Raw genomic sequence first — 24,736 nt, forward strand, 5'->3', positions numbered from 1 at the left:
CCTATTTTGCACGTGCGGAAGTTTCAGTGACTGGTGGCGCTTGCCGCTCCGATGCCAGTTTGGCTCCGCACGAATTGCGCGTCGAAGCCGTCGCGGTCCTTGCCCGCACGCGCGCTACGGTCCAAGGCCGAGATCAGCCAGATGGACACGAATGCGATTGTCATCGAGAACAGAGCAGGGTTATCCAGTTTGATGGGGGCCGATCCCTTTGCAAAGCCCAGGGTCAGCTCCCATACTGCCGGCGACAGAATGACGCCGACGACAGCGCTGATCAGGCCGAGCAGCCCACCAATCAAGGCGCCTCTCGTGGTAAGGTTCTTCCAGAAGATCGACATCACCAGCACCGGGAAGTTGCAGGACGCTGCGATGGCGAAGGCAAGACCAACCATGAAAGCGACGTTTTGGTTTTCGAAGATAATGCCAAGTATGATCGCGAGGACACCCAGGAACAGAGTCGCGATCTTCGAGACACGAATTTCGTCCTGTTCATTGGCATGTCCTCCCTTGATTACCATGGCGTAGATATCGTGGCTGATGGAGGACGCTCCCGCGAGCGCCAAGCCGGAAACGACGGCCAGGATCGTGGCAAACGCGACGGCCGAAATGAAGCCGAGGAACAGATTGCCGCCTACTGCGTCGGCCAGATGGATCGCGGCCATGTTCGACCCGCCCTTGATCGCGGCGATCCCGCTTTTGGTCTTCTCGAGAATCCCTGCGTCGAGGAACGCCAGATCGGTCGAGACGAGCGTGATGGCGCCGAATCCGATGATGAAGGTCAAGATGTAGAAGTAGCCAATGAAGCCTGTTGCATAGAATACGGACTTGCGTGCGGCCTGCGCGTCTTTCACGGTGAAGAAACGCATGAGGATGTGTGGCAGACCGGCGGTGCCGAACATAAGGGCTAAGCCGAGCGAAATGGCCGATAGCGGATTTGAGATCAGGCTGCCGGGCTCCATGATTGCCAGCTTTTTGGGGTGTACTTCGGTCGCCTTGGCGAACAGTGCTTCCGGGCTGAACCCGAATTTGTAAAGTACGGCGCCTGCCATGAACGTCGCGCCGAACAGCAACAGCACAGCCTTAATGATTTGCACCCAGGTCGTGGCTTTCATGCCGCCAAAGGTCACGTAGACCATCATAAGGCCACCCACCAGGATGACGGCAATCCAATAGTCCAAGCCGAAAAGCAATTGGATCAGCTTGCCGGCGCCGACCATCTGCGCGATCAGATAGAAAGCGACAGTCACCAGCGAGCCGCACGCGGCCAGGATGCGTATCCTCGTCTGGCCGAGCCGGAATGAAGCGACATCGGCGAATGTGAACTTACCTAGATTGCGGAGCTGCTCGGCAATCAGGAATGTGACGACAGGCCATCCAACAAGCCAACCTACCGAGTAGATCAAGCCATCATACCCTGAGGTGTAAACAAGACCTGAGATACCTAGGAAGGAAGCGGCCGACATGTAGTCGCCGGCGATCGCAAGCCCATTCTGGCCGGCCGAGATGCCTCCACCTGCCGAGTAGAAATCCGAGGCCGATACCGTCCGTTTCGATGCCCAGTAGGTTATCACAAGCGTCAGAGATACGAACCCGATGAACATGCCAATAGCGGACCAATTGACCGCTTGCTTGGTGCCGCCATCGATCGTCCCGGCCGCAAGTGCGACCGAAGGAATGCAAATGAACAGCGTCACCAACAGGTGGGCGATCTTTTTCATTGGCGGCGCGCTCCAACTATCTTGCGGATCAGAGGGTCGTATTTTGAGTTCGCTTTGCTGACGTAGATGCCCGTCAGCAGGAATGCCGAAACGATGACCAATAGCCCGATCGGAATGCCAATGGTTGTGACGCCTGTCCCCATCGGTGTGCCAAGGAAGTGTGGCGCGTAGGCGACGAGCAGGATGAAGCCGAAATACACTATCAGCATGACCGCCGATAGCGTCCAGCCCAGCGACGAACGCCGGCGAACTAGTTCTTGATAGTTTGGGTCTCGCTCAATCTTTTCGTAGGTGCTCAATGTTTGGGTTCCCTCAGAAATAAGTGGAAGAACGTCTGGCCGCGCGGAGCGGCGTTCATTTCCAGCGTATTCAACGTCAGGCACGTGCGGGCGTGAGGCGGGCGGACTCACAACAGTCGCTGTTGGAGCAATGTGAATATGTACGATCGAAAAAGAGGGGTCTTGATGCAGATCAAATGTCGCGTGCGTGCATTGATCTGCTGGCCTCGAGCGCGAAGATATCTCTGATGCGGTGTCTGGAAAGCAAGCTGCAGAGAGGTGCTTCTTGATGGAGATCAACCCGGCATCGATCATATGATCATATATGGCGAATGAGTGGGGAGTTGGACAAAGCAACCAGTTGGCCGCGTGCGGACCGCATGACCTCCGAGAAGAGAGAGCCAACTTCCCTGGTGTTGTTGGTATTGGCGTCACACAGAAGACAATCTCGGAGGAATTCCAATGGATGCAAAGTTCGCGAATGCTGGTTCGCCGGAAGCGAGCTATGACGTGTCGGCCGACTGGGCCAAGCGCGCTTATGTCAACGACGCCAAATATCGCGAGATGTACGCGCGCTCGGTCAAGGACCCCAACGGCTTCTGGGGCGAGCACGGTAAGCGGATCGACTGGATCAAGCCCTTCACCAAGGTCGAGAACGTCTCCTTCGCGCCCGGCAACATCTCGATCAAGTGGTTCGAGGATGGCGTGCTGAACGTCGCCTGGAATTGCATCGACCGCCATCTCGAGAAGCGCGGCGACCAGACCGCGATCATCTGGGAGGGCGACGACCCCTCCGAATCCAAGCACATCACCTACCGCCAGCTGCACGACGAAGTCTGCAAGATGGCCAACATCCTGCGCACGCGGAATGTCGAGAAGGGCGACCGCGTCACGATCTATCTGCCGATGATTCCGGAGGCGGCCTACGCGATGCTGGCCTGCGCGCGGATCGGCGCGATCCACTCGGTGGTGTTCGGCGGCTTCTCGCCCGACAGCCTCGCCCAGCGCATCAAGGACTGCGAGTCGAAGGTGATCATCACGGCCGACGAGGGCCTGCGCGGCGGCAAGAAGGTCCCGCTGAAGGCCAATGTCGACGCGGCGCTGGCCAAAACCGGCGGCGTCGACTGGGTCGTGGTGGTCAAGCGCACCGGCGGCAAGATCGACATGAACCCGACGCGCGACCTCTGGTACCACGAGGCCGCCGAGATTGTGACCACGGAGTGCCCGTGCGAGCCGATGAACGCGGAAGATCCACTGTTCATCCTCTACACCTCGGGTTCGACCGGCACGCCGAAGGGCGTGCTGCATACCTCCGCCGGCTATCTCGTGTTCGCGTCGATGACGCATCAATACGTTTTCGACTATCACGACGGCGACATCTACTGGTGCACGGCCGATGTCGGCTGGGTCACCGGCCACAGCTACATCCTCTATGGGCCGCTCGCCAACGGTGCGACCACGCTGATGTTCGAGGGCGTGCCGAACTACCCGGACAATTCCCGGTTCTGGAACGTGGTCGACAAGCACAAGGTCAACATCTTCTACACCGCGCCGACCGCGATCCGCGCGCTGATGCAGTCGGGCGACGATCCCGTGAAGAAGACCTCGCGCAAATCGCTGCGCCTGCTCGGCTCGGTCGGCGAGCCGATCAATCCGGAAGCCTGGGAGTGGTATCACCGCGTGGTCGGCGACGAGCGCTGCCCGATCGTCGACACCTGGTGGCAGACCGAGACCGGCGGCATCCTGATCACGCCGCTGCCCGGCGCGACCAAGCTGAAGCCGGGATCGGCGACGCGGCCGTTCTTCGGCGTGGTGCCCGAGATCGTCGATGCCGACGGCAAGACGCTCGAGGGCGAGACCTCCGGCAATCTCTGCATCACAAAATCCTGGCCGGGCCAGATGCGCACAGTCTACGGCGATCACGCACGCTTCGAGCAGACTTATTTCTCGACCTACAAGGGCAAGTACTTCACCGGCGACGGCTGCCGGCGCGATGCCGACGGCTATTACTGGATCACCGGCCGCGTCGACGACGTCATCAACGTCTCCGGCCACCGCATGGGCACCGCCGAGGTCGAGAGCTCGCTGGTCGCGCATGAGGCGGTGTCGGAAGCCGCCGTGGTCGGCTACCCGCACGACATCAAGGGCCAGGGCATCTACGCCTATGTCACGCTGATGAACGGCACCGAGCCGACCGAGGCCTTGCGCAAGGAACTCGTCGCCTGGGTCCGCAAGGACATCGGCCCGATTGCCTCGCCGGACCTCATTCAATTCGCGCCCGGCCTGCCGAAGACGCGCTCCGGCAAGATCATGCGCCGCATCCTGCGCAAGATCGCCGAGGACGAACCGTCCAGCCTCGGCGACACTTCGACCTTGGCCGATCCGGCCGTGGTCGACGACCTCGTGCAGAACCGGCAGAACAAGAAGGGCGCGCCGGCGTAAGAAATCGACCGTATCGCATCAACGGCACGCCCAATGTTTGAACCCATGGAGACAATGCTGTGAGATTAGTTCTGTTGGGCGCCCCAGGATCCGGGAAAGGGACTCAGGCGGCCCGCCTTGCCAAGCGCCTGGACATTCCTCAACTGTCGACCGGCGATATGTTGCGAGCGGCCGTGTCCGAAGGAACGCCAATCGGGACAAGGGTAAAGGCGACAATGGAGCGCGGCGAACTCGTTCCCGATGATCTTGTCGTGGCCATCGTTGCCGGGCGCATATCGCAGCCTGATGCGAAATCCGGGTTTATCCTGGACGGCTTTCCCCGGACCATTGCTCAGGCGGCAGCGCTCGACGATATTTTACGAGCAGCCGATCTTCGAATTGACCGCGTGCTGGAATTGGACGTCGACGAAGCCGCTCTGCTGAACCGCATTCTCAACCGTGCGAACGAAGCAAGATCCAACGGCTACGCACGCGCGGATGATACCGAAGCTGCGCTGAAAGTGCGCCTGGCCGAGTATCGCGGACAAACCAGACCGCTCGCTGACTATTACCGCGAGCAAGGACTTCTGAAGAGCATCAATGGTCTGCAATCGATTGACAAGGTAGCAAGCTCGCTCTTGGAAGCGCTCGATGCTTGAGAGGGCGAAAGTTAGTGGTTAGCCAAGGCCCGAGCTCAAACCCGACGCCTCCACCTATGTTTGTTTAGTCTGGCCCGAGCGGCACCGCGTCGTTAGACTGGGAGGGCGCGATGCATCGACTCGCGTCATACCGAGGGCAAACCAACACTGCTAAATGCGCTTATCCGAAAAACGGGGGCATGATATGATTATCTGTGGCCTGAAGTCTTTCATGATTGCCGGTCTGATCGCCGGTTTCGCCGCGGCCGCTCACGCTGAAGATGCCGATGTTGGTAAGGCGGAATTTCAAGCTTCGTGCGCAAGCTGTCACGGCGTAGATGGAAAGGGCAAAGGACCTGTTGCTGGGCAGCTGAAGGTGCCACCTGCCGATTTGACGGCCTTGGCCAAGAACAACAACGGGGTCTTTCCTATAACCGCCGTCTATGAAGCCATAGATGGGCGGAGAACAATTTCTGCGCACGGCACTCATGAAATGCCGATCTGGGGTGAACGATTCAATCCCGTCAAGAGCGTGCCTCATACTATTGATCCGACCTACGACGCGCTCGATCCGTCGCGGGACTTGCGGGAAGTCGTCGTGCGAACACGCATCCTTGCGGTTATCGATTATCTGAACCGAATTCAGCAGAAGTAATGGCCACGATCGCGTTCGGGACGACCATGCCGCTGTCGCGCTCGGCCGCGGCGACGTGATCTGCCGCAATGAATGAGGCAACCTGCGCGCATGAAGGCGACCGGCCCCAACATTGATCCTCGTCAAGGCCGCTGCGAGCAAAGTCGCTAGTGGTCATATGGAAAACGGAGGATCAACGATGACCGGCATAGTGCTCGACGCCCAGCAAATTCAGAACGCTCCCGCTCCCGTTCGCCTCTGGCTCGAGCATCAGATATCGGCGGCTCTCGGTCCAAGGCCGGCACCCGGAGCGTCGTCGCCTCGCCTGGTTGCTTGCACGGGAGCTCAGGCAGCGAACCTTCTCAATCGAATTAGACAGGTGCCGTTTGCTGTCGAAGTGTTCTTCGGGCTCGCCCATCCCGAGATCTCCTTCGGCGAGCCGCCGGTCGTGACGTTCCGTCTCCTCGAGCTTCAGCGTCGTGTTGGTTTGGAGAACATCACCAAGCTCCTCGAATGCCTCGACCTCATCAATCGGGCGTTCGTCGAGATGTGTGACGATCCTGCCGCGCGGTTCTGTGATTTTGATGCCGCCGGGCACTGCTCGATCCTGCCAGCCACCCAGAACAGTATCGCTGCATTGTGGAAGGCACTCATTGCGGCGGAGCGGCCTGGCGCGCTGCCAATCGCCGCAGCCGAATAGCGCGGGGCGGGCACGAGATGGACCCGAAAACGCCCTGCGGTGGGCTGGCGAGGAAGTGGGCCGGCCGCCTGTCGTCGTCCATTGTCATTATGGCGTGGATGCTCCTACTGTGGCCCGGACAGGTACGAGCAGGAGAAATCCGGGATGTGCAGACACTTGCGCCTCTGGTCGGGAAGATCATCCAAAGTGTCGTCGGCATAAAAGCCACTACGGAGACAGCGGCGGTTTCCCGATCGATCGACACGAGGCCCGGGTTTCCCAGTGGACCGCCTCCCACGACGAAGGATGTGTATGGTGCGGGCGTCATCATCAAGGCGGAGCCCGGATTGATCGTGACGAACAATCATGTGGTCAGCGGCGCCAAGACACTTTCGGTCCGATTGCCGGACGGACGCCAGCTTGACGCCAGGTTCGTGGTGGCCGACGAGCGATATGACCTGGCAATGCTGAGGATTTCGGCATCGGGCCTGACCGCAGCCCGCATCGGTCGATCGATCGACGCAGAGCCCGGGGATTTCGTCCTTGCAGTCGGCGGCTCTTCGGGGCTCACTCAAAGCATTAGCCTCGGCATCGTCAGCGCTCTGCATCGTTCGTGGCCCGGCATCCCTTGCCAGGATCTCATTCAGACCGACGCCTTGCTGGATCGCGGCAGTGCAGGCGGGCCGCTGTTCAATCTGCGGGGCGAAGTGATCGGCATTGTTGCCGCTAGCACCGGCGAGACCGAATCCGAGCGCGCCTTTGCGATTCCCTCGGATGCCATCGATCGCCTGTTTATTAGGATGAACTAGGTGTTCAGTTCGATCGTGGATCGATTTGAAGCCGTTTGATCCGCTGACTGATTCAATAGACCATGATCGGCGTTTCCAGCAGGTGATCGTTCACTGCAACGACACCGGGGATTGCCTCCGCGGCAATCCGGATCGCCGTGCGCTCGGCGGCGGATGGCGCATATCCCCACAGGTCGACGACGCCGTTCTGTACGGTCGCGGTCAGATTGAAGGTGTGTGCCCATGGTTGCTCGCGAAGCTCGCCGAGTAATTTCTTCCTGATAGCGGAATCGGTGGGTAATATCTCCAGCTTCGGCCGGGCGCTCGCGACGGCCTGCAGCAAGTTGGCCCGGCTGACGATGCCGAGGAGGTGGCCGGCTTCATCGACGATGGGGACACGCTTGATGCCATGTTTCTCGAGCAGCATCGCAATTTCATGCAGAGGTGTCTCCGGCGCCGCGGTCACGACCTTACGGGTCATGATGTCCGCTATCTTGGCAGCATGGGACTTCACGTACTCGGACGCCATTTGCGCGTCTCCGACCAGTAGTCGCAGCCACCACGAATACGGGCGCTCGGTGCCGGCTTCAGTCCGATGCATCAAATCGCTTTCCGTGACGATTCCGACGAGTTCGCTGTCCTTGCCCACAACAGGAACGGCGCTGATGCGGTGCTGGAGCAGCAGGGAAGCAACCCGCTGCACCGTTGCGTTGGAGTCCACCGTGATGACGGGTGACACCATGACGTCGCGCGCTTGCATGATCGTGCTCTCCGTAGACGGGAAGATGTCACATCCTGCGGGATCTCGCGCAGGGGTGATTTGACCACGATCAATCGGTCTGGAGTGCCCTGGCCCTAGAGAGGACTCGTTGAAGCGGAGGATGTCGAGATGGCGGGAATTCCAAAGAAGGCGCTCGTGTTTGTCGGAGACGGGCGCAAGGCGCTATTGCTCCGCAACGAAGGCGACGATCGGTTCCCCAACCTGAAGGCGGAGGCTGACTTCGAAGATCAGAACCCGGCGACGCATCTGCAAGGCACGGACCGCCCCGGACACTTCGTAAAGGGGATCGTCTCCGGTCAACGGGGAGCCGTCGAACCGACGAACTGGCACGAGCTCGAGGAGTATCGGTTCACAAGGCGGGTTGCGCGGGCTGCAGAGGCCATTGTCCGGAGTGGAAGAGCGACGGCGCTTGTCATCGTCGCTCCACCGCGTACTCTGGCACAGCTTCGGGCGACACTCGCTCCCGATGTCAGGCGTCACATCATTGCGGAGATTCCCAAGGATTTGACCAGGCTTCCCGTCGGGGAAATTGAAAAGCACATTGTGGAAGCGCTTGCGTCGCCCACACGATAGGCACTGTGCGGCCGACAGTGTCTCAAGAGCGAGTTCAAGACTAGGTCCGTCTCGTGGTATAGAACAGCCAGATTGCGACAGCGGCCAGCAACACCGACATTATCCGCCTGATGAGCATTGTGTTTGCCCGTTTTTCGATGCTTGGCCGGACGGCGTTTGCTGAAACGACGACAACCGAATGAATTATGGTCGCTATAGTAACGTACGTCGTCAGCAAAATCGCAGTCTGCGGAAGCAATGGCCGTGCCTCATCGATGAAAGTCGGAAAAATCGATAGATAGAAAATACCGGCCTTGGGATTGAGTAGATTGGTAATCAAGCCCCTGAGAAAGAATTTGGTGTTCGCCGTCGCTTCGATAGGTTTGGCGATCTCTTGCGGCGCATCACGCCATCCTTGCCAGGCAAGCCAAAGCAGGTAGAGCGCGCCACCCCAGCGAAGAGCTTCGTAAAGCGGGGTCGAGGCAGCCACGATAGCTGCAAGGCCGAGCGACGATGCGATCCCAACTCCTAACAAGCCGAAAGCGATACCAGCGGTCGCGGCAAGACCGGCTCTGCGACCAGCCGACGCGGCCAGCACCGCGAGATAGCCCATGTTAGGTCCCGGTGTCAGCTCGATGAGCGTGACCGTGAGAACGAAAGCAAAGAGAGAGTTTTCGCTCATGGCTCGATCCGTGCGCTCCCAATGCGGGGTTGCCCTAAATATCGGTCTAATAGCTTGATCTGGGTCAAATATTCCCAGGTATGCCGCCTCTCTACCGATTGCGAGTTAACATGGATGCGGCGTGTTGCCGGTAGGGGCCGCCGCAACAGCCGCGAGCTTCTGCGAGTAGCTTCAGACGTGGCCATTCAGGGTGACGACCCCATCCTCGACGGCGAATCCTGTATGAGCTGACAGCTCGCCGAATGGTCCTGTGGCGAAAACAAGCGGCTACAAAAGCTGCACAGCATTATTGATCCAGATCAGCGTGGCCCGCCGTTTTTGACCGATGCTGGCAGGTCATCGTGTACACGAAGCTCTGAGGAGTTTGCCATGTTGGCTTTGGATGTCATGCGCACGTCTTTCGCGACGGTCAAACCGGGCGCGCCATTGCTCGATGCCGTCCGTCTATTGCTGGAAACTGGCCAGCGCGGTTTGCCCGTGCTCGAGGGCTCAGGGGCGCTGGTCGGTGTTATCTCCGAAGGCGACTTCCTTCACCGTCGCGAGCTCGGCGTGCATTGGCCAGAGGGCTTTTGGCTCGAGTGGCTGCTGAGCAGAGAGGAGGGGCGGCTGGTCCGCGAGCGGACTCGGGCCCTGAGCGTCGACGCTGTGATGAGCCGCAAGCCCGTTTGCGTCGACGAATGCGCGACTGTGGACGAAATCGTTGTCGAAATGGACAAGCATCAGATATCGCAGGTCATGGTTCTCCGGGATACGCGGGTCGTTGGCATCGTTGGCCGCGTGCAACTGATCATTGCGCTTGAGCGAATACTCGCGCGATCCGAGGGCGACTGACGCGGAGACCGCGGCAGACAATTTGTGGAGCGTGATCCGAGCGCGCTTCTGGTCGAGCACAAGAAGAGCGAGAAATAGGCTAATTGCCGTGCCTTTCCATCAAGAATGCTATCGCTGAATTGACCTTGCTCAAGGCATCTATGCATCCGGTCTCGGATGCTAGGCAAATGCTCATTGAGTGCTGACGAGGTCCGCCATGACTGATCGAATGAAGTTGCCTGCCGTCGAGCGACCTGTGAAATATGGAACAAATATTGGTTGCGAATGGTCGGGCGATCGCCGCCGGCTTCTGGATGCGTTGGAGGACGACGAAGTTCGTGAGGTCCTGAAGCACGATGCGGCGCTTGCTCCCTCCAAAGCAAAACGACAGGCCGGCGCATGATTGACGAGGGCGGTCTGCGATCAACCCATCCGAGCTCGATCCCGAAGCCGACCCAACGTGTCGACAAGGCCGCGGCACTCCCGAGTGATCAGCCCGAGGGCGTCGAGGGGGACACTCGCGCGCCCGGCGCTCTGCGCAACATCCTGCAATCGTCAAGCTATCAAGAGGCGGATCAGGACGAAAATTTCCTGCAGAGCGAAGCCACACGCGGCATTCGCCTCCAACTTGATTTTCTCAAGGCCGAAACCTTGCTGCGAGAGCATCAGATCGCTCATACGATCGTCGTCTTTGGCAGCACTCGCATTTGCGAGGCGCCGGCGGCGCGCCGGGCCGTCGCCTCGATAGCTGATACGCTGGCATTGAATCCCGACGACGACGGTTTGCAGCGCCGTCTCGAGGCGGCACGGCGTATTGCGGCGAACAGCAAGTATTACCGAATCGCGCGCGAGTTCGGACAGATCGTCGGTGCCGCAAGCGAAAAGGCCATCGGCGGCCGCCTCCTGATAATGACCGGTGGCGGCCCGGGCATCATGGAAGCAGCCAACAGGGGTGCGCACGACGTCGGGTCCCAGTCGATCGGACTGAACATCACCCTTCCAAAGGAGCAGGACCCTAACCCATATGTCACGCCCGAGCTCTGCTTCAGGTTTCACTATTTTGCGATGCGAAAGTTGCATCTTTTGATGCGCGCGCGGGCGCTGGTGGCATTCCCGGGTGGCTTTGGCACGATGGACGAGCTGTTCGAGGTGCTGTCGTTGGCGCAAACCCGAAAGATTGCGCCGGTGCCGGTCGTGCTGGTTGGCGAGTCGTATTGGCGTCGCGCGTTTGATCCAGACTTCCTTGTCGAGGAGGGTGTCATCGATCCGGAAGACAGGAACCTGTTTTGGTTCGCAGAGTCCGCCGAGGAAGCCTGGCAAGGCATTCTGCGGTGGTACGAGGCGGCCGGCAGGCCGCTTCTTCCGATCGGAGACGATGCCTCACGGGGAAAGTCGATCAGTCAAGAGGTCGGATCGTGAAGTTATCCTTTCAAGGCGCCGACCGGGCGGTGACCGGGTCCTGTCACCTGGTCGAATGCCTGAACCGACGCATCCTGATCGATTGCGGTCTTTTTCAGGGAAGCCGCGACCTAGTGGAAGAGAACGTCGCCGCCTTCGGGTTCGATCCCGCGACCATCGACTATGTTCTGCTGACCCATGCCCATCTCGATCACTCCGGCAGGATGCCATTGCTCGCCAAGCGAGGGTTCAGGGGTGAGGTGATCACGACTGCGGCCAGTCGTGAACTGACCCGCCTCGTGCTGGTCGATGCCGCGCATCTTCAGGAGGAAGACGCGCAGCGGAGGGCCCGCCAGTGGCGCAGGCGTGGGGAAGAGGATAGGTCGTCGCCGCTCTACAGCGTCGTCGATGCGCTCGATTGCTTCGACCGGTTTGGAAGGACGGCTGAATATGGGCACCCGCTGCAACTCGCAGAAGGACTCCGGGCTACTTTCTTCGATGCCGGCCATATCCTGGGCTCTGCGAGCATCCTGATCGAGGTCGCCGAGCACGGCCGCACGCGTTCGGTCCTGTTCTCGGGTGATCTCGGCAACGCCGGTCGTCCGCTGCTGCGTCTCCCGAGCCCACCCGCTCGCGCCGACATTGTCGTCATGGAATCGACGTATGGCGACAGGCGCCATCGATCGCTGAAAGACTCCATCGAGGAGCTTTACGGTGCGATCGGCAGCACGCTGGCGCGCGGCGGCAACGTCATCATCCCGACCTTCGCGCTCGAGCGTGCCCAGGAGATCCTCTATGTGCTGCGCCAGGGGGTAGAGCGCAGCAGGTTGCCGCCGGCCATGCAAATCTTCCTGGACTCACCGATGGCGATTTCGGCGACCGAGATATTCAAGCGGCATTCCGAATGTCTCAGCTCGGAGGCCGCTTCCATGTTTCGTGAAGGGGGGGATCCATTGCACCCGGCAAACCTGCGTCTGGTCCGCGAGAGTGCCGATTCGGTCGCCATCAACAGGGTAACCGGCGGTGCCGTCATCATGGCCGGATCTGGGATGTGCACCGGCGGCAGAATTCGCCATCACCTCCGGCATAATATCTGGCGCAAGGAATCGGCGGTCGTATTCGTCGGATACGCCGCTTCCGGAACAATTGCGCGGCAGATCATCGATGGCGCCAAGTCCGTGCGGCTGTTCGGCGAAGACATTGCGGTTCGCAGCACGATTTACACGATCAACGGATTTTCAGCTCATGCGGACCAGCAGGAGCTGCTCGCATGGCGACGCGCGATCGAGGGATGCGAGGCAACGTTCCTGGTCCATGGCGAAGAGTCCGCAATGCAGGCGCTCGCCGCGCTTTTGCAGGGCCAGCGGGTCGAACTGCCGCGTCTGGGCGACGTGTTTGATCTATAGGTGGCCTGCGAAGGCGAGCCGGACGATCCGGTCGTTTCAGCTCGCCGCCTTCATGTCCTCGGGTGATTCGACGTAGAAGCCGGTATAGGTATCCACGAAGCAGAGGTGATCATGCACCTCCTTGACGCCGGCGGTGCTCTCCGCGGCCACGATTGTTGCTTCGCGCGCATGGTCACTGGTGACGATGCCATGCAGATGGACAACGCCGTTGCAGACGGTCACCTCGAACCCGATAGGATGCCAGCTCACGGCGTCGATCTGCCGGAGGATACGATCGCGGATATGATCGTCGTCTGCGGTCGGGATCCGGAATCTCGTGCGCCAGACTGGCCACGGCCTGGAGCAGATTTGACCGGGTCACGATGCCGACAAGGTCCCTGCCGCGCATCGCGGGCAAGCGCTTGATGTCCTTTTTCTCCATCAGGTGCACCAGCTGCTCGAGCGGCGTTTGTTCTTCGACCGTGACCGGATCTAGTGTCATCACGTCCTCGATCTTGCGACCGCGCTCGTGGACGAAGTCCGCGGCTGCGCGGCCAGGTCCGAGCAGGAACTGGAGAAAAGCCGAACGCTTGCGCCCGGTTCCGATTTCGCTGCGGCGCATAAAGTCGCTTTCCGAGACGATTCCCGTCAACTTGCCGTTGTCGACGACCGGCAGGCCGCTGATATGGTTTTGAAGCATGATGTTGGCGGCATCCTCGACCGAGGTCCGAGGCGTAACGGTGACGACATTCCTGGTCATGAACTGGTGGGCGCGCATGAATGCCTCAAATGAGCCTGTCGGGTCAAAATAGGGGCTTTCCGGCTCCCTGCTTTGACTTGGCTCAACCGGCTACAACGGCGTTCGCCACGGAACCAGAACAGCGCCCCGATGCCCGCCACGGTGACTTCGACAATGCGAGATTGCGACGTCGGCCAATGTGGTCGGCTGCTGCCGGGATCAGCAAGGCATTCGATGCATTCGTATGGAATATCATGCTATCGAGGGTACGCGCGGCGTAGTCCTGCAGCGCCAATGCTCTCAGTCGCTTCGTCGCGCTGCGTTCCGACAACTGGATGGCGATCGATAGCGAGCCGAACAGGAAGATCATCAAAATCGCTTTTGCCGTTTCACTGGTCATTGCAGAAGCCCCGAATGCGCGGTGGTCTGGAGTTGAGCGCGATCGCAGCGGAGCGTTGTTGCTCTGGATCAACAAGGCGACGTGCGATTTTTAGAGTTGTCCGCGCCATCATCAGCATTCCCGAAGCACATGAGATGTTCCTCGCCGAGGCTCAGTGAGCCTGTTTCTCCTCGAGCTCCTGATCTTCAGGAGATTTCAGATAGTAGCCCGAGAAACTATCACCCCAGCAGAGGTGATCGTGCACCTCGACGACTCCGGGAACGTTCTCGGCCGCGACGATTGCAGCCTTGCGAAATCTGCTTTCGGTAATCACGCCGCTCAAGTGGACGATGCCGTCTCTGACGATGACGGTGAGTCCTAACGGACACCAGGCGTTCCGCTCGATCTCGTCCAGAATGCGCCGCCGGATCTGGTCGTCGTTCTCCGTCGGAGCGGGTACGTCGCGTGCAAGGCTCGCCACCGTTCGCAGCAAGTTGCTGCGGGTGATGATGCCGACAAGCTTGCCGCCGCGAACCACCGGCAGCCGCTTGACGTTGTTCTTCTCCATCAGTTCGACGACTGTTGTCAGCGGTGCCTCCTCGGCCACGGTGACCGGCGCGCGTGTCATGATCTCCGATACCTTGCGTCCATGCTCGAATACGTAGTCCTCGGCCCATTTTCCCGGTCCGAGGACGAAAGTCGCCAACCAGTTGCGTTTCCTTTCGGTGCCGATGTCGCTGCGATGAAGGAAATCGCCTTCGGTGATAATGCCGACGAGCGTGCCGTCGCGATCGACCACGGGAAGCCCGCTGACACGATGCTGAAGCATGATGTTTGCCGCGTCGAGGATGGTGCTGTCCGGCGTTGTCGAAAGCACCTTGCGGGCCATGATCTGGTGCGCGTACATCCGAGTATCTCCAATCGCTCTGGAATAACATTCAGCCTAGCGCCAGACGCGTGGGACGTGTTGATCTGACGCAAGCGACAAACTGCGCGCGGTTTGATCTGGCGCAATGTCACGCGGGATCGCTGCGTTACAAAGTGCGCGTCCTTGCAGGCCGAACACGCACGTCCTTCAGAGAGGCCAGATCGTGTTGCCGGGCTGCGTTGGATGAGGGCGGAGTTCGCCAGTGCATCCCCGTCGGTGGAGCCGCTCTTCCCTTGGACCGTTCCAGTATCGAAGATCGAGGGTCACATGCAAAAGGACTATGCCGACGTCTGCAAGCACATCTCCAGGAATCTGGACCAGCTGCGCAAGGGCATTCCGGAGACCATGCGCGCGTTCTCGGCGATGGCGCAGGCGGCAACCAGAAATGGCGCGCTTGATGCCCGGACCAAGGAATTGATTGCGCTTGCATTGGGCGTTGCCGCTCACTGCGACGGCTGCATCGGCTTCCACGTCGAGACCCTGGTCAAGCTTGGGGTCGGCCGCAAGGAGGTCGAGGAGGCGCTCGCGATGGCGGTCTACATGGGCGGAGGGCCGTCCTTGATGTATGCCGCTGACGCTCTGGGGGCGTACGACCAGTTTCAGGAGCGCGCGGTGGTTGCCGAGCCGGCGATGGATTGATCCGATCGACGCCACGCGCCGCGAGGCAGTTGGCGAACGACCGGAAGGAACCTGAGCTGTCGTGCTTCGATGGCTGGGAGATTTGTATGATGTGCTCTGGATATGCCAAGCAGCGGCCGTCGCAGCAACACGGGACCGAAGCGCAGCCGCCACGTCAGGCGGCGAAGAATGCCGTTGAGGTCGCGCAGAAGAAGCCGCGTGCCGGAAAGCCTCAGGACGACGCTTCGTATTGGGCGTGCCGAGCGGACGAAGCGCCAGGCTGCACGACATCAGGATCAGGCCACTCGCGATCACTTCATGAAGATTGCGGCCGGATATGAGGCGCTCGCGCGCTCGGCTCGCAGCGTCGGGCGGGATCCAGATTAGGCAGCGACGGACGTCTGACAAGCAGGACGCAGCCACCCGGCGCTTGCGAGATGTCGCGAGCTATCTCGAACGGCAGGGTGTCAATTGCCAGACCGGCTGTGTCCGCCCGGTCTGGCGCTGGTTGGTGGTCTGCGCCGTGTGAATTGATCACGATCAAGAGCCGTGAGCCGGAATGCGTTCAAAATGAAGCTGTATCAAAGGAGGCACATTGCCATGACACGCAACGTCGGACTCATTGATCAGTACGCCCGGATCATCATCGGCCTGGCTGTGATCGCATATGCGCTCAAGGACGGCTCGCTTGGAGCGGGGTGGCTGGTCGCCGGCACTCTCGGATTCGTTCTGATCGCGACAGCATTCTTCTCGTACTGTCCGCTCTACACGTTGCTGGGAATCAACACTCGGCAGAAGTCCAGCTCGGTCTAGACATAGCGTATGAATAAAGACCTGACCCTTGACGAGTTGCGATCGCGGCTCGATCGTCTCGGCGCTGGCGCTGTGTTGAGAATCTCCGATCATGATTATGAGCGGTTGTTTGGGATCAACGAGGTCGCTGCCGCCAAGTCCGCACAATTTGCCAAGAAGCACCATTGCGTGAGCGTTCCGGGAGACGGCTCGGTGTACTTCCGAAAATCGAACTCCGACGCGTATCGTTCGGTCGAGTTGGTGCAGGACGCGCCCCCGATGTCCCGCTGAACCGCAATCCGTTCAACGAACTTTCAGTCGAGAGTGATGATGGTCAGAAGCAGCTGGAATATCTGCCAGCCGGCGGCGACCAGCAATGCTCCAACGATCAGCAGACGGCCGTACCATGAGACGGTCGGGTCGCTTCGACGGTGGCGGCGTCGGACCAACTGGTTGAATGTTGGGGCCGGTGTAGAGGCTGTAACGGCCCGAGCATTGCTATCGCTCGTGTCGTCAAGTCTCTGTGCGTTCCGTTGCCGTGATCGATCCATTTGTGGTCAAAGCCATTTATCGTACCAGTGCAAGGATCGCATTCGGGGGAAGAATGGCCTTGATGCGGATCAACTCTGATCCGCGCTCCCGCTAATGGGTAGTGTCTGTGGGTCATCCATTTAGTGCGGTATCGCTGGCGGGATGCTGTCGCGCCAGCGTAGCGCGATTTGGCTGTGCGGCGGCTGGGAGCGCAAGATGCTTTCCAGCCTCGGCCATGGCGAGGTAGCTGATCGTTATCAAAGCAATCGCGCCGAGGAGCACAGGCGGCAGGTCCGCGAAACCGAACAAGGAACCGAACGGTCCCAGCGCCAGGAAGATGCCGGAAGCAAGTGCGCCCAGCGAGCCCAACGCCAAGATGCGATGCGGGCGGCTGGCGCGCCATGGCGGCCGCCGCGTGCGGATCAGAAAAATCACGAGGATCTGGGTAGCAATGGATTCCAGGAACCAGCCGGTTTGGAATGCGGCCGCATCGGTGTGGAAGACCTTCAGGAGAATGGTGAAAGTCGCAACGTCGAACAGCGATGAAATCGAGCCCATGACGAAGGTGAACCGCAGGATATCCGCCATATTCCATGATTGGGGTCTCTCGGCATCCTCCTCGTCGATTTCATCGAATGGAATGCCGATCTCGGAGAGATCGTAGAGCAGGTTGTTCAGGAGGATCTGCAGCGGCAACAGCGGCAGGAACGGCAGCGCAATGGACGCCAGCGCCATCGATAGCATGTTGCCGAAATTCGAGCTGGTTCCCATCCGCACATATTTGGAGATGTTTGCGAACGTTCGCCGTCCCTCAATCACGCCCGCACCCAGCACCGAGAGGTCAGGGGCCAGCAGGATCATGTCCGCAGCGGCGCGTGCCACTTCAGTCGCGCCGGCGACGGAAATTCCGACATGGGCGGCGTGAATCGCCGGAGCGTCGTTGACGCCGTCGCCCATGAAGCCGACGACGTGACCGCGTTGACGCAAGGCCCGGATAATCCGTCTCTTCTGCTCGGGATCGATCCTGGCAAACAAGTCGACATCCTCGACCTGCGCGGCGAGCGCCTGATCGCTCAAATCGGCGATCTCGCCGCCGGTCAGGATGCGACCGGAGGGGAGACCGACGGCATCCGCGACATGCGCGACCACCGCAGCGTGGTCTCCCGAGAGCACCTTGATGCTGACGCCGCGTGCCCTCAGATCCCGGACCGAGTCGGCCGCATCGCGCTTGGGAGGGTCCGCGAAGGCGCAGAAACCGACCACCGTCAGGACAGCTTCGTCCTCGGTCGTGACATTGACCCGGTCCGGCGGCATGGTTCGGATAGCGACGCCGAGCAGCCGAAAGCCCTGCCGGGCATGGTCATCCTCCAGACGAACGAGCTGAGCACGATGGCTATCATCCAGCGGTCGGGCCAAGCCATCGACCTCGACCGCGACCGCGCGGGCCATGATCGCTTCCGGCGCGCCCTTGACGATCAGAAATCGGTCGTTGTCTCGCGCCGCAAGGACCGAGAGGCAGCGCCGCTCGTAGTCAAAGGGAATCTCGGCGAGCCGGGTCCAGGCGCTGCTTCCCGGCGGGCTGTCTGCGGCAAGTAACGCCTCATCCAGCGGGCTGTGGATGCCGGTCTGGAACGCGCTGTTCAATCGGGCCAGCTCGAGCACCCGATCGCTGGGGCGTCCCGCAGGATCCAGATGTGCCGCGAGCGTGATCTTGGCTTCGGTCAGCGTGCCGGTCTTGTCGACGCATAGCGTATCCATCGCACCGAGATCGTGGATCGCGGACAGTCTCTTGACGATCACCTGCCGCTTCGCCATCCGCTGCGCCCCGCGCGCCAACGTCACCGTCATCACCATCGGCAAGAGCTCGGGTGTCAGGCCGACGGCCAGCGCGACGGCAAACAAGAATGATTCCACGGCCGGCCGATGCGCCACGAGGTGGGCGAGCAGCACGAACAGCGTCAAGAAAAGCGTCAGCTTGAGAATGAGCAGGCCAAGCTTCTGGACGCCCTGCTCGAGGGCGCTTGGGGGATCGTTCGCCAACAGCTCGGCGCTGATCATGCCGAAGCGCGTACGACGCCCAGTCTCGACGACAAGCATCACCCCGCTACCGCCAACGACGCTGGTGCCGGCGAACAGGGCATTGCTCGCTTCCGCAGGCAGACTGGTAGCACATGGCTCGGTGGTCTTGGCGGCCGGAAACGGTTCACCGGTCATGAGGGCCTCGTTCAGCTGGAAATCGCGGACCATAAGCGCGACCCCGTCGGCTGGTACGAGGTCACCGGTCCGCAGCTCCACGACGTCTCCGGGGACGAGCTCGCTCACCGGCAACGCGACGATTGCGCCGTCGCGAATGACATCGGCCTGGATGGCAACCGAGCGCCGCAACGCTTCGGCGGCAACCTCCGCGCGGTGCTCCTGCACGATATCCAGCGTCAGTGACAGGCCCACCACGAGCGTGATGATCACAAAGCTCGCGAGGTCGCCGCTGAACCCCGACACGGCTGCCGCCACGATCAGGATGGCAATCAGCGGATTGACCAAACGATGTACGATCTTCTGCAGGATCGATCGCGTGCCCAATGGCTCTGCGAGGTTCGGGCCGATCAGGGCGAGCCGCTTTTCGGCCTCCTGTTGGCGCAGACCGCACCGTTCGGTGTCGAGACTGCGCAAGAGCGAATTGGTTGGCTCCCGCCAGAACGCTTCAACGGCTGGGCCATACGCAGACGGCTTGAGCGGCATGAGGATCTCGCGGTGCTGGAAGGATTGGCAACGCAACCTAGTGCGGCCGGTTGGGTCCGGGATTGATGTGGCTCAAGCCGGCCCGGCCAAGACGCGCATTGCCGGTAATCCATTGGCTAAGTATTGAAACTCGCGATTCGAAGGAGGCGAAGCCAGAATCTGGCAACGCCGTTCGCGACTTGACCGCCCGGAGTGGCTTTGTTGTTTCTGGCCTGTTTCCGACCGCAGTGGCTTGAATTGCTTGGGATGGCGGTCTCAGTAGGGCGGAATTGCTAACGTTTGGCCGACAGCGAATTCGATAGGGACACCGTAGTTCGAAGGTGTACACAGTAACGTATGTTGTTATGCGCGTGTCAGTTCGACAAGATCGTTTTTGGCTCCTGTGCGAGAGGAATGAGCCATGGCTGATTTCGTATCCAGGGCGAACATCGCCCACTACAGGGAACTGCTGGCCACAGAGGCTGACGCACGGAAGATCGAAATGCTTCACAAGCTGCTGGCTGAGGAAGAGGCCAAGCTGGCCGAGTGGCGCAAACAAAACCCAAGGCCTAAGGCCGCGGAATAAGGACCGGGTCACGATGATGGGCGCGGCAGTGGGTAGCCTATTGGGCGACTGCGGGGCCGGGCCGCTCCCGCCTGCATCGAGGCAGATTGCGTCGCGAGGCGCGACAGAAAATCGCAGGCCGGGTTGATGGAGATCAAGTCCGACACGCCCGGAATCCGCTTTGCTTGGGTCGCGCAGATTCACCCTGCCGGAAGGCGTAAGGTGGCAGCTTCTTTGGGCGGGGGGTGTTTGGTCGGAGGCTTGTAGATCCTGATGAGAACCTACTACTTCGACACGAAGGACAGTGTCCCGGTCCGTGATCGGGTCGGACTTGAATTCGCAAACGCCTCCACCGCGATCACGCACAGCAAGCAAATGGCGAGCAGGATTTGCAGCGAGAATCTCCCTGGCGACCTCGATCGTCACGTGGTGGTCATCGACGAGTCGGGCGAGGAAATTCACCGGGAGGCGATCGATCCTGCCTGAAAACCGAGCTGGCGCCTGATCTGGCGACGCCCAGGCGCCATCGGCACGATCATCGGGGCCTCTCGCCAGCCTAAAAGGGCTGATCGTCTTCCGTCGAAGGCTCTTCCTCCAACGAGACAAAGTCGCCGCCGCCATAGTCCTCCTCCGGCGGTGGGTAGGTGATTTTCACCAATTGGTCTTCGACCCGCTTCACGCCCGCAACGTTCTCCACTGCAACGGTCGTGGCCTTGCGCGCATTGTCGTTCCGGATGTTGCCGCGCAAGCTGACGACGCCGTCATGCACACTCACGTTCAGCGCAGCGGGTCGCCAGGGCGCACGCGCCAGTGCCGCTATGACGGATGCGCAAATCTGGTCGTCGTTGCCGGAAGAGGAGGATAGGTCCAGGCGAAGGTTCGCGATGGCGGTCATGAAATCCGTCCGTGTGACCATCCCGACCAGCTTTTTATCGCGCATGACCGGAAATCGCGTGACGCCGTGCGATTCCATGAGTTGAACGACCTGCTCGAGCGGGGTGTCCTCCTCGATAGTAATCGGGTTGGGCGACATGATCTGATTGACCGTGCGGCCGTGTTGGCGGGCGAAGTCGAGCGCGACCTGGTTTGTGCCCGCGAGCATCGCAAGCCAGCGGCCGCGGTGCTTCTCGGTTCCCACTTCCACGCGGCGGATGAAATCACCGTCGGACAGGATCCCGACGAGAGCTCCATCCCGATCGACGACAGGAAGGCCGCTGATGTGATGGGACAGCATCGTCTTGATGGCATCGATCACCGATGCATCGGCATCGATTGTGATGACGTTCCGTGACATGATCTCCCGTACGCGCACGGCGTAGATCCTCCGACATGAGCTGACAAACCCCAGCTAACTCCTGGAAGGAGCAACGTGTGTTGATTCTTATCAACCGGACGATCGTGTAACTGCGCTGAATATGCTCGGCATTGGGCAGGCAACCGAGTTGGGCAAGCCGCCCACAGTTGGTGACGGTCCATGATTTCTGATTGTTCAACCCCCGCCATGGTCACAACCTAGACTGCTCGGCTATGCCGGGCCGTGGCGTGGCCAAGGTGAGCGTCGAACGCCGAGGCGACGCTTCGGACCAGGAATTCCGCGTCATTGTTAATCGAGAGGCGATCACCCATCATCGTCACGGCGCCGTCAGAGATCAGCCTGTCGAGCCGGGAACGATCGACGACGGCTGAACCAAGATCCCAGCGGTGCCGGCGGCACATTCCCGGCAGGTCGACGGCCATGTCGCACATGATGCGTTCGATGATGTCGGCACGGAAACGGTCCTCTGCGGTCAGCATGTAGCCCTTGACGGTGGCAAGCCGGTCCTCGGCGATGCGCGCAAGGTAGTCGCGTGTCGCGACAGCATTCTGCACGAAGCCCTGCGGCATGCGGCCGATTGCGCTGGCGCCCAGACCAATCAGGGTCTCGGCAGAATCGTCCGTATAGCCTTGGAAGTTACGCCGCAGCCGGCCCTCGCGCTTTGCCATGGCCAGATTGTCGCCAGGGAGCGCGAAATGGTCGAGGCCGATGCGGATGTATCCGGCATCGGTAAGCGCCTGCGCGATTGCTTCGGACTGACGATGCCGCTCGAGACTATCCGGAAGTGACGCTTCGTCGATCGTGCGCTGGTGCTTCTTGAAGGAGGGAATATGGGCATATCCGAACACGGAAAACCGGTCAGGCCGTAGCGCGACGCATTTGTCGACAGTATCCAGGCAGGAGGCGACAGTCTGAGAGGGCAGGCCGTAGAGCAGGTCGAAGTTGATGCGGCTGACGCCGGCGCGGCGCAGCCGCTCGAGCGCTTCCGCGGTCTGCTCAAGGCTCTGCGAACGATTGATGGCGTGCTGAACGACAGGATCGAAGCTCTGGACGCCAAGGCTCGCGCGGTTGACGCCGCTGTAGCCCAATGCCTCCGCCATCGGCTCGGTCAGGGTGCGGGGATCGATCTCGACGGCGATCTCGGCATCGGGCTGCACGAAGAACGAGTAACGTAGCGCGCTGACGAGATCGGCGAAGGTTTCGGGCGTCATGATCGTCGGGGTGCCGCCTCCGAAATGGATGTGGGAGACGGGTAATCGCTGACCGACCGCTTCCGCAACGAGGTGCGCTTCGGTGCGAAGGCCGGCGGCGTAAATGGCGACCGGTTCGTCGCGCTGGGAGATGGAGGTGTGGCACCCGCAGTACCAGCACATCGACCGGCAAAACGGCACATGCAGGTAGATCGAGGCCGGCCGGCGGGCTGGAACCGACCTGAGCCATGTCCGGTAATCAGTCTCGCCGATCTCCGCAGAAAAATGCGGAGCCGTGGGATAGCTGGTGTAGCGTGGCAGCCTGTCCTGCCCATAGGTGATCGCCAGGTTCGACCGCATTCGATTCCTTGCCTCTCACTCGCCGCCGGCTCTCGGAGCCTGGCGCGCCCTTCTCACGCCGCCATGATCCGGTTCGACATCGCACGGTTGCGCAGTTCCACCCGCCGCGAGGTCGGAAGCGAGATCACGCCGTTCTGCTCGAGCTGGGTAAAGGTGCGTGACACCGTTTCGATCGTCAGACCGAGATAGTCCGCGATATCCTGGCGCGACATCGGAAGCTCGATGGCGGCATTCTTGAAGGCGCGGCGCGCCATGTCATGAAGGAAGCCGACGACACGATCTTCGGCGCTGCAGATCAGGAGCATCAGATGCTCCTGGAAACGGCGCAGCTCCTGGGCCGTAGCATCCCACAGCTGCCGTGCCAGATCCTTTTCGTGGCCGGCACGGACCATGAGCGCGGCGCGCTTGACCACGATGACCCGGGCCTCGGAGACGGCCTCAGCCGAGGAGATATGCGTCTCGCCGGCCTCGAAGCCGAAGATATCCCCGGGCAGATAAAATGCGCCGATCTGGCGACGTCCGTCCTCCAGAACCCTGTAGGTTCGGACGGCGCCGGAAACGACCTGGTAGAGATATTCCGCGGCCTCGTCCTCGCCGTAGATCTCGCTGTTGCGTGCGAACCGCATCGGCGTCCCAATCATGCCGAAGGGCCCCTCAACGCGCGCCTGTCGGTTGAGGATGCTGGTCGGGTGACGGCTGTTCTCGATAGAAATGGCGTTCTGGGTCTGCATGGCGGCACTCCATGGATGGGAAGATCGATGGAGGCAGATTGATCGCATCTCCTGGATCGGGAAATTTGGATATTTCCCCTAAGTAGAAGCCACTTACGTATTTATACGTAGGTGCCCGGACAAAGTAGCCGCGCGCCGAGACATCGGTCGCGCGGCGCGTCGCTCAAGAGGAGAGGCTAGCGGCCGTTCTTGTCGGGATAAGCAGCGCGCGTGCTGGCTCCATTCCCGTGCTCTTCCCGAAGCCAGCGCGTCGTGCTGCGATCGGTCACGGCGAGCACGAGCGCAAAGAGCGAGAAGATGAGACAGACGGCCGTGACGACAAGCAGTGTGCTCATTGCCATGTTGGGCTCCTCGATCTGATCAGCCGGCCGCCTTGATGTCTTCCGGCGATTCCACATAGTAGCCGGAATAACCGTCGACGAAGCAGAGGTGATCATGGACCTCCTTGACGCCCGAGGTGTTCTCGGCGAGCACGATCGCGGCCTGGCGCGCGCGGTCATCAAAGATCAGGCCGTTCAGATGCACGACGCCGTTGCGCACCCAGACCTGGAAGCCGGCGGGACGCCAGCCGGTGGCGTTGATTTCGCGCAGGATCCGTTCACGGATATGGCCGTCGTCGGCGGTCGGGTCGGGAACCTCGCGCGCCAGCGATGCGACAGCCTGCAGGATGTCCGCCCGGGTGACGATCCCGACCATGGTCTTGCCGTTCACGACCGGCACCCGCTTCACGCCATGCTTGTGCATCAGATGCACGATCTCGTCGAGCGGCGTCTGCTCCTCGACGGTGATCGGGTTCGCCGTCATGACATCCTCGACCTTGCGACCGCGCTCGTGCACGAAATCGGTCGCGGCACGACCCACGCCGGTGAACAGTTCCAGCCATGCTGAGCGCTTGTGGCCCGTGCCGATTTCGCCGCGCTGCAGGAAATCTCCCTCGGACACCATGCCCCTGAGCGTGCCGTCTTCGTCCATCACCGGCAGACCGCTGAGGTGACATCGCAGCATGATGTTGGCCGCATCCAGGATCTTCGTGTGCGGACTGACCGCGATGATATGCTTGGTCATGATCTGATGTGCACGCATGTCGGACCTCCGTGTTGAGAACATAC

General features: G+C 60.7%; 28 protein-coding genes and 1 pseudogene. 15 read left to right on the forward strand and 14 right to left on the reverse strand.

Annotated elements, in window-relative coordinates; translation table 11 throughout:
• Positions 1-23: 23 nt before the first annotated feature.
• The gene (locus ACVIGB_RS38490) at positions 24-1,715 is read right to left on the reverse strand and encodes a cation acetate symporter (protein WP_456718783.1); all 1,692 of its coding nucleotides are present in this window, start codon (positions 1,713-1,715) and stop codon (positions 24-26) included.
• Positions 1,712-2,014, reverse strand: a complete 303-nt coding sequence (locus tag ACVIGB_RS38495; RefSeq protein WP_456718782.1) for a DUF485 domain-containing protein — start codon at positions 2,012-2,014, stop codon at positions 1,712-1,714. Before ACVIGB_RS38495 ends, ACVIGB_RS38490 begins: the two co-directional genes overlap by 4 nt.
• Before the next feature lie 441 nt (positions 2,015-2,455).
• Between ACVIGB_RS38495 and acs the strand changes: the two genes are divergently transcribed.
• The 5 genes from acs to ACVIGB_RS38520 all read left to right on the forward strand — a co-directional run bounded on the left by acs (position 2,456) and on the right by ACVIGB_RS38520 (position 7,174).
• Positions 2,456-4,435, forward strand: coding sequence for an acetate--CoA ligase (gene acs, locus ACVIGB_RS38500; protein WP_456718781.1), 1,980 nt, complete (start codon positions 2,456-2,458; stop codon positions 4,433-4,435).
• A gap of 59 nt (positions 4,436-4,494) precedes the next feature.
• Complete coding sequence (locus ACVIGB_RS38505) at positions 4,495-5,073, forward strand: adenylate kinase (RefSeq protein WP_456718780.1); 579 nt, start codon at positions 4,495-4,497, stop codon at positions 5,071-5,073.
• A gap of 211 nt (positions 5,074-5,284) precedes the next feature.
• Positions 5,285-5,707, forward strand: a complete 423-nt coding sequence (locus ACVIGB_RS38510) for a c-type cytochrome (protein WP_456718779.1) — start codon at positions 5,285-5,287, stop codon at positions 5,705-5,707.
• Between the two features lie 178 nt (positions 5,708-5,885).
• A complete protein-coding gene (locus ACVIGB_RS38515) occupies positions 5,886-6,386 on the forward strand; it encodes a hypothetical protein (protein ID WP_456718778.1) in 501 nt (166 codons plus the stop codon).
• A 17-nt stretch (positions 6,387-6,403) separates the two neighbouring features.
• Positions 6,404-7,174 (forward strand): S1C family serine protease, encoded by a 771-nt coding sequence (locus tag ACVIGB_RS38520; protein WP_456718777.1) that lies wholly within the window; start codon positions 6,404-6,406, stop codon positions 7,172-7,174.
• A gap of 52 nt (positions 7,175-7,226) precedes the next feature.
• Here ACVIGB_RS38520 and ACVIGB_RS38525 read toward each other — a convergent pair whose 3' ends face one another.
• A complete protein-coding gene (locus ACVIGB_RS38525; protein ID WP_456718776.1) occupies positions 7,227-7,913 on the reverse strand; it encodes a CBS domain-containing protein in 687 nt (228 codons plus the stop codon).
• Positions 7,914-8,042: 129 nt separating this feature from the next.
• Here ACVIGB_RS38525 and ACVIGB_RS38530 point away from each other — a divergent pair, with 129 nt between their 5' ends.
• Positions 8,043-8,507, forward strand: a complete 465-nt coding sequence (locus tag ACVIGB_RS38530) for a host attachment protein (protein ID WP_456718775.1) — start codon at positions 8,043-8,045, stop codon at positions 8,505-8,507.
• Positions 8,508-8,547: 40 nt separating this feature from the next.
• On the opposite strand, the gene ACVIGB_RS38535 is transcribed toward ACVIGB_RS38530, so the two are convergent.
• Positions 8,548-9,168 carry a LysE family translocator gene (locus ACVIGB_RS38535; RefSeq protein ID WP_456718774.1) on the reverse strand — a complete coding sequence of 207 codons (621 nt, stop codon included), beginning with the start codon at positions 9,166-9,168 and terminating at the stop codon, positions 8,548-8,550.
• 369 nt (positions 9,169-9,537) lie between these two features.
• Here ACVIGB_RS38535 and ACVIGB_RS38540 point away from each other — a divergent pair, with 369 nt between their 5' ends.
• Together ACVIGB_RS38540 and ACVIGB_RS38545 are read left to right on the forward strand one after the other, a co-directional pair.
• Positions 9,538-9,999 (forward strand): CBS domain-containing protein, encoded by a 462-nt coding sequence (locus ACVIGB_RS38540; protein WP_456718773.1) that lies wholly within the window; start codon positions 9,538-9,540, stop codon positions 9,997-9,999.
• Positions 10,000-10,195: 196 nt separating this feature from the next.
• A complete protein-coding gene (locus tag ACVIGB_RS38545; RefSeq protein ID WP_456718772.1) occupies positions 10,196-10,381 on the forward strand; it encodes a hypothetical protein in 186 nt (61 codons plus the stop codon).
• A gap of 152 nt (positions 10,382-10,533) precedes the next feature.
• Here ACVIGB_RS38545 and ACVIGB_RS38550 read toward each other — a convergent pair whose 3' ends face one another.
• Positions 10,534-10,938, reverse strand: coding sequence for a hypothetical protein (locus ACVIGB_RS38550; RefSeq protein WP_456725310.1), 405 nt, complete (start codon positions 10,936-10,938; stop codon positions 10,534-10,536).
• On the opposite strand from ACVIGB_RS38550, the gene ACVIGB_RS38555 reads away from it, so the two are divergent.
• Positions 10,840-11,397 carry an LOG family protein gene (locus ACVIGB_RS38555; protein ID WP_456749394.1) on the forward strand — a complete coding sequence of 186 codons (558 nt, stop codon included), beginning with the start codon at positions 10,840-10,842 and terminating at the stop codon, positions 11,395-11,397. The genes ACVIGB_RS38550 and ACVIGB_RS38555 overlap by 99 nt on opposite strands.
• Positions 11,398-11,426: 29 nt before the next feature.
• Positions 11,427-12,782, forward strand: a complete 1,356-nt coding sequence (locus ACVIGB_RS38560) for an MBL fold metallo-hydrolase RNA specificity domain-containing protein (protein ID WP_456749395.1) — start codon at positions 11,427-11,429, stop codon at positions 12,780-12,782.
• 36 nt (positions 12,783-12,818) lie between these two features.
• Here ACVIGB_RS38560 and ACVIGB_RS38565 read toward each other — a convergent pair.
• The 3 genes and pseudogenes from ACVIGB_RS38565 to ACVIGB_RS38575 form a co-directional block, all read right to left on the reverse strand.
• Positions 12,819-13,539, reverse strand: a pseudogene (locus ACVIGB_RS38565) (CBS domain-containing protein).
• A 64-nt stretch (positions 13,540-13,603) separates the two neighbouring features.
• Positions 13,604-13,900, reverse strand: coding sequence for a hypothetical protein (locus ACVIGB_RS38570; protein WP_456718770.1), 297 nt, complete (start codon positions 13,898-13,900; stop codon positions 13,604-13,606).
• A gap of 151 nt (positions 13,901-14,051) precedes the next feature.
• Positions 14,052-14,786, reverse strand: a complete 735-nt coding sequence (locus ACVIGB_RS38575) for a CBS domain-containing protein (RefSeq protein WP_456718769.1) — start codon at positions 14,784-14,786, stop codon at positions 14,052-14,054.
• Positions 14,787-15,074: 288 nt separating this feature from the next.
• On the opposite strand from ACVIGB_RS38575, the gene ACVIGB_RS38580 reads away from it, so the two are divergent.
• From ACVIGB_RS38580 to ACVIGB_RS38590, 3 genes are all read left to right on the forward strand, one after another.
• Positions 15,075-15,446 (forward strand): carboxymuconolactone decarboxylase family protein, encoded by a 372-nt coding sequence (locus ACVIGB_RS38580; RefSeq protein ID WP_456718768.1) that lies wholly within the window; start codon positions 15,075-15,077, stop codon positions 15,444-15,446.
• Positions 15,447-16,025: 579 nt separating this feature from the next.
• Positions 16,026-16,238, forward strand: coding sequence for a YgaP family membrane protein (locus ACVIGB_RS38585; RefSeq protein WP_456718767.1), 213 nt, complete (start codon positions 16,026-16,028; stop codon positions 16,236-16,238).
• A 9-nt stretch (positions 16,239-16,247) separates the two neighbouring features.
• On the forward strand, positions 16,248-16,508 hold the full coding sequence (locus ACVIGB_RS38590; RefSeq protein WP_338692189.1) for a hypothetical protein: 261 nt from the start codon (positions 16,248-16,250) through the stop codon (positions 16,506-16,508).
• 372 nt (positions 16,509-16,880) lie between these two features.
• On the opposite strand, the gene mgtA is transcribed toward ACVIGB_RS38590, so the two are convergent.
• Entirely contained in the window at positions 16,881-19,487 is a 2,607-nt protein-coding gene (mgtA, locus tag ACVIGB_RS38595; protein ID WP_456718766.1) for a magnesium-translocating P-type ATPase, read from the reverse strand.
• A gap of 400 nt (positions 19,488-19,887) precedes the next feature.
• On the opposite strand from mgtA, the gene ACVIGB_RS38600 reads away from it, so the two are divergent.
• Together ACVIGB_RS38600 and ACVIGB_RS38605 are read left to right on the forward strand one after the other, a co-directional pair.
• Positions 19,888-20,052, forward strand: a complete 165-nt coding sequence (locus tag ACVIGB_RS38600) for a hypothetical protein (protein ID WP_456718765.1) — start codon at positions 19,888-19,890, stop codon at positions 20,050-20,052.
• A gap of 252 nt (positions 20,053-20,304) precedes the next feature.
• Positions 20,305-20,517: a DUF6894 family protein gene (locus ACVIGB_RS38605; RefSeq protein ID WP_456718764.1), complete on the forward strand. Its 213-nt coding sequence runs from the start codon at positions 20,305-20,307 to the stop codon at positions 20,515-20,517.
• A gap of 70 nt (positions 20,518-20,587) precedes the next feature.
• Here ACVIGB_RS38605 and ACVIGB_RS38610 read toward each other — a convergent pair whose 3' ends face one another.
• From ACVIGB_RS38610 to ACVIGB_RS38630, 5 genes are all read right to left on the reverse strand, one after another.
• Positions 20,588-21,325, reverse strand: a complete 738-nt coding sequence (locus ACVIGB_RS38610; protein WP_456718763.1) for a CBS domain-containing protein — start codon at positions 21,323-21,325, stop codon at positions 20,588-20,590.
• A gap of 218 nt (positions 21,326-21,543) precedes the next feature.
• A complete protein-coding gene (hemN, locus tag ACVIGB_RS38615) occupies positions 21,544-22,896 on the reverse strand; it encodes an oxygen-independent coproporphyrinogen III oxidase (protein ID WP_456718762.1) in 1,353 nt (450 codons plus the stop codon).
• A 53-nt stretch (positions 22,897-22,949) separates the two neighbouring features.
• Positions 22,950-23,627 (reverse strand): helix-turn-helix domain-containing protein, encoded by a 678-nt coding sequence (locus tag ACVIGB_RS38620; RefSeq protein ID WP_456718761.1) that lies wholly within the window; start codon positions 23,625-23,627, stop codon positions 22,950-22,952.
• Positions 23,628-23,803: 176 nt separating this feature from the next.
• Positions 23,804-23,968, reverse strand: a complete 165-nt coding sequence (locus ACVIGB_RS38625) for a hypothetical protein (RefSeq protein WP_456718760.1) — start codon at positions 23,966-23,968, stop codon at positions 23,804-23,806.
• Positions 23,969-23,987: 19 nt separating this feature from the next.
• A complete protein-coding gene (locus ACVIGB_RS38630) occupies positions 23,988-24,710 on the reverse strand; it encodes a CBS domain-containing protein (RefSeq protein WP_456718759.1) in 723 nt (240 codons plus the stop codon).
• Positions 24,711-24,736: the final 26 nt, after the last annotated feature.

Source organism: Bradyrhizobium sp. USDA 4341, from assembly GCF_054063755.1.

Excerpts from the sequence above, each read along its gene's own strand:
- ACVIGB_RS38490 (WP_456718783.1), bottom strand. The coding sequence starts at position 1,715 with ATGAAAAAGATCGCCCACCTGTTGGTGACGCTGTTCATTTGCATTCCT.
- acs (WP_456718781.1), top strand. The coding sequence starts at position 2,456 with ATGGATGCAAAGTTCGCGAATGCTGGTTCGCCGGAAGCGAGCTATGAC.
- ACVIGB_RS38510 (WP_456718779.1), top strand. The coding sequence starts at position 5,285 with ATGATTGCCGGTCTGATCGCCGGTTTCGCCGCGGCCGCTCACGCTGAA.
- ACVIGB_RS38515 (WP_456718778.1), top strand. The coding sequence starts at position 5,886 with ATGACCGGCATAGTGCTCGACGCCCAGCAAATTCAGAACGCTCCCGCT.
- ACVIGB_RS38520 (WP_456718777.1), top strand. The coding sequence starts at position 6,404 with ATGGACCCGAAAACGCCCTGCGGTGGGCTGGCGAGGAAGTGGGCCGGC.
- ACVIGB_RS38525 (WP_456718776.1), bottom strand. The coding sequence starts at position 7,913 with ATGCAAGCGCGCGACGTCATGGTGTCACCCGTCATCACGGTGGACTCC.
- ACVIGB_RS38530 (WP_456718775.1), top strand. The coding sequence starts at position 8,043 with ATGGCGGGAATTCCAAAGAAGGCGCTCGTGTTTGTCGGAGACGGGCGC.
- ACVIGB_RS38535 (WP_456718774.1), bottom strand. The coding sequence starts at position 9,168 with ATGAGCGAAAACTCTCTCTTTGCTTTCGTTCTCACGGTCACGCTCATC.
- ACVIGB_RS38540 (WP_456718773.1), top strand. The coding sequence starts at position 9,538 with ATGTTGGCTTTGGATGTCATGCGCACGTCTTTCGCGACGGTCAAACCG.
- ACVIGB_RS38545 (WP_456718772.1), top strand. The coding sequence starts at position 10,196 with ATGACTGATCGAATGAAGTTGCCTGCCGTCGAGCGACCTGTGAAATAT.
- ACVIGB_RS38570 (WP_456718770.1), bottom strand. The coding sequence starts at position 13,900 with ATGACCAGTGAAACGGCAAAAGCGATTTTGATGATCTTCCTGTTCGGC.
- ACVIGB_RS38575 (WP_456718769.1), bottom strand. The coding sequence starts at position 14,786 with ATGTACGCGCACCAGATCATGGCCCGCAAGGTGCTTTCGACAACGCCG.
- ACVIGB_RS38580 (WP_456718768.1), top strand. The coding sequence starts at position 15,075 with ATGCAAAAGGACTATGCCGACGTCTGCAAGCACATCTCCAGGAATCTG.
- ACVIGB_RS38585 (WP_456718767.1), top strand. The coding sequence starts at position 16,026 with ATGACACGCAACGTCGGACTCATTGATCAGTACGCCCGGATCATCATC.
- ACVIGB_RS38590 (WP_338692189.1), top strand. The coding sequence starts at position 16,248 with ATGAATAAAGACCTGACCCTTGACGAGTTGCGATCGCGGCTCGATCGT.
- mgtA (WP_456718766.1), bottom strand. The coding sequence starts at position 19,487 with ATGCCGCTCAAGCCGTCTGCGTATGGCCCAGCCGTTGAAGCGTTCTGG.
- ACVIGB_RS38600 (WP_456718765.1), top strand. The coding sequence starts at position 19,888 with ATGGCTGATTTCGTATCCAGGGCGAACATCGCCCACTACAGGGAACTG.
- ACVIGB_RS38605 (WP_456718764.1), top strand. The coding sequence starts at position 20,305 with ATGAGAACCTACTACTTCGACACGAAGGACAGTGTCCCGGTCCGTGAT.
- ACVIGB_RS38610 (WP_456718763.1), bottom strand. The coding sequence starts at position 21,325 with ATGTCACGGAACGTCATCACAATCGATGCCGATGCATCGGTGATCGAT.
- hemN (WP_456718762.1), bottom strand. The coding sequence starts at position 22,896 with ATGCGGTCGAACCTGGCGATCACCTATGGGCAGGACAGGCTGCCACGC.
- ACVIGB_RS38620 (WP_456718761.1), bottom strand. The coding sequence starts at position 23,627 with ATGCAGACCCAGAACGCCATTTCTATCGAGAACAGCCGTCACCCGACC.
- ACVIGB_RS38625 (WP_456718760.1), bottom strand. The coding sequence starts at position 23,968 with ATGGCAATGAGCACACTGCTTGTCGTCACGGCCGTCTGTCTCATCTTC.
- ACVIGB_RS38630 (WP_456718759.1), bottom strand. The coding sequence starts at position 24,710 with ATGCGTGCACATCAGATCATGACCAAGCATATCATCGCGGTCAGTCCG.